The organism is Microcystis sp. LEGE 08355 (assembly GCF_015207185.1).
GTDB classification, from domain to species: domain Bacteria; phylum Cyanobacteriota; class Cyanobacteriia; order Cyanobacteriales; family Microcystaceae; genus Microcystis; species Microcystis panniformis.
Genome location: NZ_JADEXI010000126.1, coordinates 1 through 9,939, shown reverse-complemented (window position 1 = coordinate 9,939; position 9,939 = coordinate 1). Strand labels below are relative to the sequence as shown.

Sequence of the window (9,939 nt, the reverse complement as noted above, 5' to 3'; positions counted from 1 at the left end):
GGTCGGAACCCCCTAAGCCGAGTTTTCAAGGTGCTGCGCCGTCCACTTGGTTTTCGAGACTGGCCTTTTAATTCTAACGTAAAGCCAACCTAGAACGGCGGGGTTTCAGACCCAAAATTTCCGATGATCTGGAGAGATCGTCAAGAAAAGTATCAGAGGGAACTCCTGGAAAAGAATTGGTAAAATATAATTAGTAGGGAGAGTATTGCTGTTAATGTTTCGCTTTTTAACGGGACATTAACCAAGCTCAAAAGCAAAAAACAGCAGTAATTTGCTAAAAGCTCAAGGCCGATAGCTGACTGCTCTATATATCTCTCGTATTCTTTACTTGTCGAGTTCAACACGACCCCTTTATGGAATCAAGCAACCCGTCAGGGAAGACTTCCGAACCTCCTAGTCATAGGTGGGCCAATTTACTCGGAACCATGATCGCAATTCTGACCCTAACGTTACCCTTGTTAGCGATTGGATATAACTCCACGCCTAACTATACCGAAGAACCCCTTACCGGTAACACATCCTACTCCCTAACGAGGCAAATGAGGTGACAGAATTGAGATAGACGATTGCCAAGATAAAATTTTTTTCTTCGTCCCGATCCCCCTTATGGGTAGAATTTGGATCGGAGTCAATCAAAGTGTGTTTTAATTTTGCTTGCGCTTTTAGGTGACTCTAAAGGCGCTATTGTCTTGTATTTGGAGAAAGCTTGTGGATTTATCGCGCATTCCTGCCCAACCGAAACCCGGTTTAATTAATGTTTTAGTGGAAATTACCGCCGGTAGTAAGAATAAATACGAGTTTGATAAGGATTTAAACGCCTTTGCTCTCGATCGCGTTCTCTATTCTTCGGTACAATATCCCTGTGATTATGGTTTTGTTCCCAATACCCTCGCCGATGACGGCGATCCTTTAGATGGTATGGTGATCATGGATCAGCCTACTTTCCCCGGCTGTGTGATTACGGCGCGTCCTATTGGTATGTTAGAAATGATCGATGGTGGTGATCGCGATGAAAAAATTCTCTGTGTTGCCGCTAAAGATCCCCGTTATGCTGAGGTAAAATCTCTTAAAGATGTCTCTCCCCATCGCTTGGAGGAAATCGCCGAGTTTTTCAAAACCTATAAGAATCTAGAGAAAAAAGTCACAGAAATTCTCGGTTGGAAAGATGTGGACGCAGTAAATGCTTTAGTTGAACAGTGTATTGCTGCTTATAAGTAAGGTTTGCGGCAAAAAGTTTGTTGCTGGAGTCAGTTATCAGTTATCAGTTATCAGTTATCAGTTATCAGATGTGAGTTTTCAGTTCACTGATTACTGTTTACTGTTTACTGATCACTGAAAAAAGCTTCTCCCTACACCCCACACCCTACACCCCACACCCCAATTTATGCGAATAGAAACCTTAAAATCGGGTTTAATCGTCTCCTGTCAAGCGCCAGTGGAGTCATCTCTGCACGATCCTATAATTATTGCTGCCATGGCTCATGCTTGCGTGGATAGGGGTGCTTGTGGGGTAAGAATTGATAGTCCCGCTCATCTGAAAGCTACCCGTCAACAATTGCCGGATATACCGATAATTGGACTTTGGAAACGCAATTATCCCGATTGTTCGGTATATATTACTCCCAAATATCAAGATGCTCTCGCTATTGCCGATGCGGGTGCCGATATAATTGCCTTGGATGCTACCCCAAGAAAGCGTCCTAATGATGAAAATTTAGCCACAATTATCGATCGTATTCATCGGGAAACTGGTAAATTAGTCATGGCAGATATAGACTCGATCGAAAGTGCTATTTATGCTGTGGCAGCTGGTGCTGATATTGTCGGTACAACTCTTTACGGTTACACAGAAGCCACTAAAAATCTGCCACCGCCGAGTTTTTCTTTCCTAGAAGAATTAGTTAATAAGTTATCAGTTCCTGTTATCTGTGAAGGAGGAATATCGACTCCAACAGAAGCAAAAAAAGCCCTAGAAGTTGGTGCATATTCGGTAGTTGTTGGCACGGCAATTACAGGGATTGATTTAAAAACTAGCGCTTTTTTACAAGGAATTTTATCAAAAGATTAATGGGAGGGGAAAAAACAAAAAGTGGTTCTTCGTTACTTGGTATGGTTCGATAGGGGGGCATAAATCGAATAAATCCTTATCTGGCAAAAGATTTAATTGATTAGTTCGCTCTAGATCGAAAACAGTTGACAAAAATCGCAGCAACCCCTGTCTCTATAGGGGTCTCATTCCTTATAACCCCGTCCATTGCATAAGACAAACCGAAGAACCCAAAAAGTTTAGCCGCACCTGCTAAAATAGCGACAACCAAAGCGATTAAAATCCCCCGGTTTGTGAATTGAGGAGAGGCAATAGCCAAAAGGCAAAACGGAGAATAAATAATCAGTGGGCAAGTCCAGTAATCAAATCATCAAATTCTAACTACGCCATCGTAAAATTTGTGCTTTAATGGGGTTGACAAAATCCCGCTTTTCTGCTTGAGATTTTTCGTATTCTTGCTTAAGGCGATAATACCATTTGGCCTGGGTATCGGCATCATCAATTAACATCAAAGCTGGATGATAACTAAGTCCTTCCTGTTGTTTAATTACCACATCACGATCCTGTTTAAGAAATTGTAGGGTTAAATAACGCAAAAGAGGGGTTAAAAATGCCAACCAAGGAATCGTATAGTATAAACTTTGATGGACTTCGCAGTGATTTTCATCGATGGGAGTAATTGCCGTAAAAGCACAGGCCAAATAGCGCTCACCTCGTAGTATCTCTGTACGCACCGAGGGCAATTCAAAAACGATTTCAATCGATACCTTATTACCCAAAATTTTATAGGGTTTCGCACTGACGGGCATATCATAGGGAGCAAGACGAAAACCGAGGGGAACAGGTTCGTATTGTTTTTCCTTGACCCGAAATTGGCGCGGACCGCTGCGCCACCACCAAGAAGTATGAACGTAGGGACCGTGGGCCGGATCCATCAATCCCACCACTGCATGGTCAATATTGCAGTCAAAAGTGATAGTTTCGGCTATTTTGGGGGTAAGTTTGCCAAAATCGGCAATAGTCGGCACAGGAGGCAGATTTTCTTGATTAATTTCTCTTTTTGAGTCTGCCGGAATAAACACCCAGATATGACCTTGTATTTCACGACAGGGATAACTGGTGACACAAATTCTGCTAATATCAAGGCGATCGTGTTCCGTTAATGAGGGAATCTCAGAACAAACGCCATCGCTAGTGTTAAATTTCCAGCCATGATAGCAACAGTACACCCCATCCCCTTCAATCCAACCATGGTGCAGCGGAATGCCACGATGGGGGCAAATATCCCGCAATGCGAACACTACTCCATCCTCTCTCCTACCGACAACAATCGGTTCACCTAGCATTTTTTTTGCCATTAGCTGACCGGGTTTAAGTTTATTTGCCGGTGTGGCCACATACCAAAAGTCGCGCAGTAAGCTAGTCATAGGGTTTGTCTGGAGAGCTTCGATCGTTCATCCTATCATCAGAAATGAAGATTATGACCAAGACTAGGGCAGATAATTTATGGACGTAACTGGATTCGAACCAGTGACCCCATCGATGTCAACGATGTACTCTAACCAACTGAGCTATACGTCCGCACGGATTGCTATTATAACACGATTGCTCCTAATTAGGCAAGCCCCTAAGCAATAAATTGATAGCCAATTAACTTATAAATTAACTTGGCAGTGGTAAATTCCGAGACCACCGAATCACTAATCGGGGCCAATTCCATCACATCGCAGCCAATCACCTGATGAGTTTGGAAAAGACGACGGAGAAAGTTTAGGGTTTGATGCCAACTTAACCCCCCCGGTTCAGGTGTTCCCACCCCCGGAATTAAAGCGGGATCGATGCCATCCACGTCTATGGTTAAAAATATCTTCTCGGTGGTAATTTTGGCGATCGCTTTTTCGATCCAATCGGGATCCCTAGCGATATCTCGATCCCAAATCACGGGAATCTGCTGTTTAGCGATTAATTCGGCTTCTTCTCGACAAATAGCCCGAATTCCCACGGGTAAGGTCGGTAAACCCATTTCTAACACCCGACGCATCACACAGGCGTGGTTATGGTGGGAGCCTTCGTACTCAAAACGCATATCGCCATGGGCATCAATTTGAACCACAGTAAAAGGTTCCGATAAAGCTTGTCGATAAGCTTGTACTACTCCCGTGGTGATAGCGTGTTCACCCCCGACGGCGACGACAAATTTATCATCGGCAATTAAACGCGAAACTGTAGCTGTGGTGACGGCTAACATCTCCTCGGCGGACAATTGCGGTTGCTGACGGGTATCGGCGATCGCATCATGGGTATAGATGCCCACTTCTAAACAGGTTTCCCTCTTAAGTTCCTCGTCATAAGCTTCCAATTGTTGGGAAGCGGTAATCACCGCCGCCGGTCCAGTTTCACAACCCTTGCGATAGGTGGTGGTGGCCTCGTAGGGAATCGGCAGGATCACGGCCTTAGCTGTGGCGTAAGTGGCGATCGCTTCACTCCCTAAAAATTGTTCGCTACCGGTGGCGCAAGACAATAACATGGGCAAGTCACAAAAAATTTTAGTCCAATCTTCTATTATAAATATTTTGACTATTTTTGTCTATTACAGCCTTTCTTATCAACCTGAACTGACTCCAAACATATCTACTACAATAGCCGACACCCCTGATCCATCAATGGATACATCCCTCGATTTCTCGCTCAAGATTGGTTTGCTGCGGGCGATAATCTGGAAATATAGCCATCAGTTAGGCTGCTCCATACTGCTGTGACAAAAAACAATTATCCCCCGATAGCGATCGCTAAAGGTCTAATAATTATCAATTTTTATCAAGAGGTGCGGTCAGATATAGGAATCATCGCTAGAATAGGCCTAAATTGTCAGGAATTTAGTTACACACAATAGTATAATTTGATTGATAAGAAGCCAAACATTTTTTACACTACTTGTCCGCCTTTTCACATCTTATGAAAATTGACCTAGGAAATTTTGATCTCACTCAGCTTCCATCCGCAGAGGATGATAACTTTGAATTCAAATCAAGTCGCACTTGTCTGGAAGACCTCAAGAAGAAACTAAGCTGTGCGGTATCTGCCTTTGCAAATTCTGGAGGTGGGTGTTTTATTGCTGGTGTGGACTCTCATGGTAATGCTGATAATGGCCTACATCTAAAAGTTGGAAGACAAGATTTACGCGACTGGGCTGATCAGATTGTTAATCAAGTAGAACCAGTTCCTAAATATGAGATTAAAATAATATCTGATTCAGTAGGACGAGGAGTCATTCAGTCCGATTCGGCTGTTTTGCTTGTTGCCGTTTATGAGAGCCACGCTGGGCCACACATGGCTCATGATAATTGCTATTACATTCGAGCAGGTGCTCATACAGTCAAAGCCAAGCATTTTATTGTTGATGCAATCTGGGCTAAAAGACATTTCTCCAAACCACGTTTAACACACTTATTTAGACTTAAACCAGAAAAAGAGCAGGCTATTCAACTTGGAATTCTTTCACTTACAGATGCCCCAGCAATTGAAGTCAAGGTTAATATTTCGCCCTTGCCCAAAATCATGAGTAATTTAGGAAATTTATTTCCTCTCCAAATATCTGTTATTGATCAAGATAATCCATTCTTTTTTGACGTGGCGACTCACTCTCAAGCAGATAAGCTTTTTGGAGAAAATGTACTACTTGAAGTAGAGTATAAGGCTCTTTCTGGCCACTCTTATAATTACAATACTAGATTAGGAATTTCTGGTTCAGTACCACCTGTTACACTTACAATAAATGACGCTTCAGCAAAAATAGTAACAGCACTTGAATCAATTAACAAAGCTCTTTTGAAACTCGCAGTTCCGCACAAAAATATTGCTAAACCGAGCTTTCTACTGCCACAGCCTTCGGAAAGTGTATTTCTAAATATTGAGAGTCTAATTCCCGAACTTCTAGCAGATATGAGAAGTGATCTACAAAACTGTCCATTTGCTCGTCAGTTTATCATTATGAATAAGGGTGTAATGTATTGTGAAGATACCAATAACTTCACTCTCAAATATTACTTTGAGGATCATGCTTACCTTAGAAATAAGCTGAGAATTTTGGAGAATCAGGCGTTAGTTTATGAAATCACCTATAATGATGCTCCTCGTTTCGTAATTTCTGAAGAACTAGCTGCTTATCTAAGAAAACCTCAGACAGATTAGATGATATATAGCGTTTTTCAGTCTGCTGAGGTACAAAAGTTATGGGTTTTAGGCAAAAGGCAAGAGGCAAAAGGTAAGAAAAACAGGTGTACCTCACTAGCGTAGGAAACGCTATAGTTTAGGTCGGCGATCGTGGTTTATTTAATTGGTGGAGATGCGATCAAATTATTCCGTTATGCAACTGTAGTGCGATGCCGAAGGCACTGCATAGCAGATCGCTATCGCTGTAGGGTGCGTTCCCTAATGTGGCTCCTACCGCTCCAGCGATCGATTTTTGGGGAACGCACCATGCCTATTGATTGAAGCTGTAAGAACGATTTCTGCAAAGGCTGTGAAATTGAAGGCTCTTGTGCAGGTCAGTGTCAAGTCACTTTGGAGTCTTCCAGAAATGACAGTCAATTAGTTGCAAAAATGTGCGAGTTAATAATTGCAACTACACAGAATTTGGTTGACGAACATCTAGAAGGCAGCTGAAATTCTGTGTTTATGACTAAGAACTAGCTGCCCAAAGCAAAGACACTTCATATTGATTAAATGTTGAATCCGCACTCACAAGTGTCATATCTTCTACCTGAGCTTGTGCAATCAGCATTCGGTCAAAAGGATCACGATGATGTAAAGGCAATGCAGCCGCCCGCAAAGCATGAGAAGCATTGATCTCTAACGATCTAGCTCCTAGTTGGGTCATTCGAGTAGAGACATAATTATCTATTTGCTCTGGCAGTGGTAATTTACCGATTGAGACTTTAATTCCCATCTCCCAAACACTGGCAACAGAAAACCACACTTCATTGCTTTCGTTGGCAATTTGTTCAATTACATTCTCACTTAACTTGTCTGGTTGGGCAAACCACCACAGCCAGCATTGTGTATCCAGTAAAAGTCTCACTCCGCACCACCCTCAAATGCTACCAAAATATCTTCTGGTAAAGGGGCATTAAAATCATCTGGTACGGTAAACATCCCTCGATCTTGTCCTAAACTAGACCGTCGATCTAAAGATGTCCGAAATGGAACAAGTTTAGCAATTGGAATACCTCGGTTTGAAATAACGATTTCCTCTCCGAGTTCCACACGGGACAATAGCCGAGAAAGGTTTGTTTTAGCCTGATGAATGTTTACAGTTTCCATGCTCTTAAAAAACCAAATCTACAAACTAAGTTTAGTTTAGTTGCGGTGATTCTGCAAGGGCAAGTTAGTTTGAAGTGCGATGCCGAAGGCACTGCGTAGCAGTACGCTATCGCTGTAGTACGCTATCGCTGTAGGGTGCGTTCCCTAATGCAACTTCTACCGCTCCAGCGATCGATTTTTGGGGAACGCACCATGCACATTGATTGAAGCTGTAAGTCTAAATGCGATGCCGAAGGCACTGGGTAGCAGTACGCCAATCTTGTAGAGACGTAGTAGCATGAGCATAAGCTCATCCTACAGACCTGTGAGATATTATAGAGAGGTCTCCAGAAGTCAAATCGCAATCGGGAGTTAGTATATGCAAGCTATCCTTTTAAGCCGTGAAGAAGTTGCTCAACGTGCAGAGAAACTGTACGAAAGCAGAATCCGTCAAGAGGTGGAAGTTGAAGAAAACATTGGCAAGATGGTCATCATTGACATTGAAACAGGTGACTACAAAGTTAATGAAAATGGCTTACACGCTGCTGACTTATTGAGCGAGAAACACCCCCATGCTCGGCTCTTTGGGATCAAAATTGGCTACAACGTTGCTGCCGCTTTTGGTGGGGGTGTTATGGAGCGTGTAGTTAAGTGATTTCAGGTATTGTGGCTAATGGACACCCGATCATCACTATCCCATTTCGGATTCCAAATCGCGCTGACTTTCCGATTGAGTTTGTAGTAGATACAGGATTTAAAGATGAGCTTTGTTTACCATCGGAGGCAGTAGCATTACTGAATCTTCCTTTCAGGTACGATATGCGTGCGAATTTAGCAGACAACAGCCAAGTAATGCTGCCTCTTCACAAAGCAATTATTATCTGGAATGGTCAGGAGCGAGAAACTCGTGTATTTGCCACAGGACGGCGACCCCTGGTTGGAACTGCTTTATTAGATAGCCATGAACTGGTGATTCAGTTTACGGAAGGTGGGTTGGTAACAATTGACGAATTGTAGTTCTCAGCATTAGCACAAACGCAGGCTAACAAGTCGATGAAGCGGACGGATGAGAAATTATTGGTTGTGATGCAAAGGTTATCTGCCGCCGCTTATCTTAGCCGTTATATTGAATCGGTTTTTAATAGCATGATTAACTCCCAATCCAACTTGAAAAACCCGCTCCCTTCTCCACACTGCTGTAACAAAAAACAACTATCCCCCGATAGCGATCGCTAAAGGTCGAATAATTGTCAGTTTTTGTCAAGGGGTGCGGTCAGATCTAGGAATCATCGCTAGAATGAGCCTAATTGTCACGAATTTAGTTAAACAAGGTTTTTGACAAGATGCTAATCTGGCTAACAGGCTTTTGGGCGTGATATAGGGAAAAGTTCTGGCAATTGCGCCTAAATAGAGCGATATACCGAAAGTTGACCCATATCGTTACCCCAGAGAGTTTTATACAGAAAGTTGACCTATAATATGTAGTGATGTTTTCAAGAGAAGAGAAGAAAAGAAATGTTATCAACACTTCTAAGTAAAGCTGTACAAAAAGCTCAAGAACTGCCAGAAGCAATTCAAGACGAACTGGCAGAGCAGTTTATTGAAGACATCGAAAATGAAATCAAATGGCAAGAAACATTATCTAAACCCCAAGACAGCTTAATTCTCAAAGAACTTGCTCAGAAAGCTATTGCGGATTCAGAAAACGGACAGACTGAAGAAATGGGATTTGATGAGCTATGAAGTCGGAACTAAATCCAGATTTCGTCGGCTTATTTCAACAGCTACCAGAAAGAGTGAAAAGAACAGCCAGAAAAAATTACAAGTTATGGAAAGATAACCCAAGTCATCCAAGCTTAGAATTTAAGGAGGTCAATCAAGAAGACCAGCTCTGGTCAATCAGAGTCGGTATAGGTTGGAGAGCGCAAGGGAAGAATCAAGAATAAGAATGTAATTGTTTAGTTTTGGATAGGCTCTCACCCAGAGTATGACCAATTATTAAAGAAGTTGTGAACCAAGAAACCTAACAAATCACCGCACCCGAAATAATAGTGAAATTTTGTAACAAAGTGCAGTCATATCTAAGAATTTTTGCTACGACTATGGAAAGCTTTTGTGATAAGTTTCCTTAAAGGAGATTGTTTGCAGTAAGCTAATCTGGCTAACAGGCTTTTGGGGGTGATATGGGGAAAAGTTCTGGCGATTGCGCCTAAATGGGGTGATATACGGAAAGTTGACCCATATCCTTACTCTGGAGAGTGTTATGCAGAAAGTTGACCTATAATCAATAGTTAGGTGTTTGAACACCCTCCACTCTCTCTTTTGTCCGAAATCATCGAAAATTTGGGTCTGAAACCCCGTCGTTCTACGACGGCTTTACTGTTAAATATGAGCATCGTTTACGAAATATATGCTAAAATGTGAGACATGGAAAAGCTATCGCTACCGATTTTACCCAACACCCGAACAAGAGTCGCTATTGCGGCGCACTTTGGGCTGTGTAAGATTAGTTTACAATAAAGCTCTCCATCTCAGAACACAAGCTTGGTACGAAAAGCAAGAAAGAGTAGGCTACGCTCAAACTTCTTCAA

At 42.4% G+C, this 9,939-nt stretch carries 14 protein-coding genes, 1 tRNA gene and 1 pseudogene; 10 read left to right on the top strand and 6 right to left on the bottom strand.

The genetic code is table 11. The annotated features are described in order from the left end of the window. Window positions 1-708: 708 nt before the first annotated feature. Complete coding sequence (locus tag IQ242_RS08810) at window positions 709-1,218, top strand: inorganic diphosphatase (RefSeq protein ID WP_193959705.1); 510 nt, start codon at window positions 709-711, stop codon at window positions 1,216-1,218. Window positions 1,219-1,384: 166 nt separating this feature from the next. After that, on the top strand, window positions 1,385-2,068 hold the full coding sequence (locus IQ242_RS08805; RefSeq protein WP_193959704.1) for an N-acetylmannosamine-6-phosphate 2-epimerase: 684 nt from the start codon (window positions 1,385-1,387) through the stop codon (window positions 2,066-2,068). 100 nt (window positions 2,069-2,168) lie between these two features. Here IQ242_RS08805 and IQ242_RS26030 read toward each other — a convergent pair. The 4 genes and pseudogenes from IQ242_RS26030 to speB all read right to left on the bottom strand — a co-directional run. Next, window positions 2,169-2,360 (bottom strand): annotated as a pseudogene (locus IQ242_RS26030) (hypothetical protein); the annotation flags it as partial. Between the two features lie 64 nt (window positions 2,361-2,424). Next, window positions 2,425-3,474 (bottom strand): aromatic ring-hydroxylating dioxygenase subunit alpha, encoded by a 1,050-nt coding sequence (locus IQ242_RS08795; RefSeq protein ID WP_193959703.1) that lies wholly within the window; start codon window positions 3,472-3,474, stop codon window positions 2,425-2,427. An 80-nt stretch (window positions 3,475-3,554) separates the two neighbouring features. After that, window positions 3,555-3,628, bottom strand: a tRNA-Val gene (locus tag IQ242_RS08790). A 46-nt stretch (window positions 3,629-3,674) separates the two neighbouring features. Next, window positions 3,675-4,574: an agmatinase gene (gene speB, locus IQ242_RS08785; protein ID WP_193959702.1), complete on the bottom strand. Its 900-nt coding sequence runs from the start codon at window positions 4,572-4,574 to the stop codon at window positions 3,675-3,677. Between the two features lie 428 nt (window positions 4,575-5,002). On the opposite strand from speB, the gene IQ242_RS08780 reads away from it, so the two are divergent. Both IQ242_RS08780 and IQ242_RS08775 read left to right on the top strand, forming a co-directional pair. After that, entirely contained in the window at window positions 5,003-6,238 is a 1,236-nt protein-coding gene (locus IQ242_RS08780; RefSeq protein WP_193959701.1) for a helix-turn-helix domain-containing protein, read from the top strand. Between the two features lie 132 nt (window positions 6,239-6,370). Further along, window positions 6,371-6,541 carry a hypothetical protein gene (locus IQ242_RS08775; RefSeq protein WP_193959700.1) on the top strand — a complete coding sequence of 57 codons (171 nt, stop codon included), beginning with the start codon at window positions 6,371-6,373 and terminating at the stop codon, window positions 6,539-6,541. A gap of 187 nt (window positions 6,542-6,728) precedes the next feature. Here IQ242_RS08775 and IQ242_RS08770 read toward each other — a convergent pair whose 3' ends face one another. Then, window positions 6,729-7,127 (bottom strand): type II toxin-antitoxin system VapC family toxin, encoded by a 399-nt coding sequence (locus IQ242_RS08770; protein WP_061430710.1) that lies wholly within the window; start codon window positions 7,125-7,127, stop codon window positions 6,729-6,731. Further along, window positions 7,124-7,369, bottom strand: a complete 246-nt coding sequence (locus IQ242_RS08765; protein WP_008201147.1) for a type II toxin-antitoxin system Phd/YefM family antitoxin — start codon at window positions 7,367-7,369, stop codon at window positions 7,124-7,126. Before IQ242_RS08765 ends, IQ242_RS08770 begins: the two co-directional genes overlap by 4 nt. A 358-nt stretch (window positions 7,370-7,727) precedes the next feature. Here IQ242_RS08765 and IQ242_RS08760 point away from each other — a divergent pair, with 358 nt between their 5' ends. From IQ242_RS08760 to IQ242_RS08735, 6 genes are all read left to right on the top strand, one after another. Continuing rightward, window positions 7,728-8,003, top strand: a complete 276-nt coding sequence (locus tag IQ242_RS08760; protein WP_193959699.1) for a hypothetical protein — start codon at window positions 7,728-7,730, stop codon at window positions 8,001-8,003. Continuing rightward, window positions 8,000-8,365: a clan AA aspartic protease gene (locus IQ242_RS08755; RefSeq protein ID WP_193959698.1), complete on the top strand. Its 366-nt coding sequence runs from the start codon at window positions 8,000-8,002 to the stop codon at window positions 8,363-8,365. Before IQ242_RS08760 ends, IQ242_RS08755 begins: the two co-directional genes overlap by 4 nt. A gap of 36 nt (window positions 8,366-8,401) precedes the next feature. After that, complete coding sequence (locus IQ242_RS08750; RefSeq protein ID WP_193959697.1) at window positions 8,402-8,584, top strand: hypothetical protein; 183 nt, start codon at window positions 8,402-8,404, stop codon at window positions 8,582-8,584. 279 nt (window positions 8,585-8,863) lie between these two features. After that, window positions 8,864-9,091 carry a hypothetical protein gene (locus IQ242_RS08745; protein ID WP_002758339.1) on the top strand — a complete coding sequence of 76 codons (228 nt, stop codon included), beginning with the start codon at window positions 8,864-8,866 and terminating at the stop codon, window positions 9,089-9,091. Continuing rightward, the gene (locus IQ242_RS08740; protein ID WP_193959696.1) at window positions 9,088-9,294 is read left to right on the top strand and encodes a hypothetical protein; all 207 of its coding nucleotides are present in this window, start codon (window positions 9,088-9,090) and stop codon (window positions 9,292-9,294) included. Before IQ242_RS08745 ends, IQ242_RS08740 begins: the two co-directional genes overlap by 4 nt. 464 nt (window positions 9,295-9,758) lie before the next feature. Next, the coding region (locus tag IQ242_RS08735; protein WP_193959695.1) for a helix-turn-helix domain-containing protein at window positions 9,759-9,939 on the top strand (181 nt) is incomplete at its 3' end.

Bases quoted from the DNA above. Each gene is read 5' to 3' on its own strand.
- IQ242_RS08805 (WP_193959704.1), top strand. From the start codon at position 1,385: ATGCGAATAGAAACCTTAAAATCGGGTTTAATCGTCTCCTGTCAAGCG.
- IQ242_RS08795 (WP_193959703.1), bottom strand. From the start codon at position 3,474: ATGACTAGCTTACTGCGCGACTTTTGGTATGTGGCCACACCGGCAAAT.
- speB (WP_193959702.1), bottom strand. From the start codon at position 4,574: ATGTTATTGTCTTGCGCCACCGGTAGCGAACAATTTTTAGGGAGTGAA.
- IQ242_RS08780 (WP_193959701.1), top strand. From the start codon at position 5,003: ATGAAAATTGACCTAGGAAATTTTGATCTCACTCAGCTTCCATCCGCA.
- IQ242_RS08765 (WP_008201147.1), bottom strand. From the start codon at position 7,369: ATGGAAACTGTAAACATTCATCAGGCTAAAACAAACCTTTCTCGGCTA.
- IQ242_RS08760 (WP_193959699.1), top strand. From the start codon at position 7,728: ATGCAAGCTATCCTTTTAAGCCGTGAAGAAGTTGCTCAACGTGCAGAG.
- IQ242_RS08750 (WP_193959697.1), top strand. From the start codon at position 8,402: ATGAAGCGGACGGATGAGAAATTATTGGTTGTGATGCAAAGGTTATCT.
- IQ242_RS08745 (WP_002758339.1), top strand. From the start codon at position 8,864: ATGTTATCAACACTTCTAAGTAAAGCTGTACAAAAAGCTCAAGAACTG.
- IQ242_RS08740 (WP_193959696.1), top strand. From the start codon at position 9,088: ATGAAGTCGGAACTAAATCCAGATTTCGTCGGCTTATTTCAACAGCTA.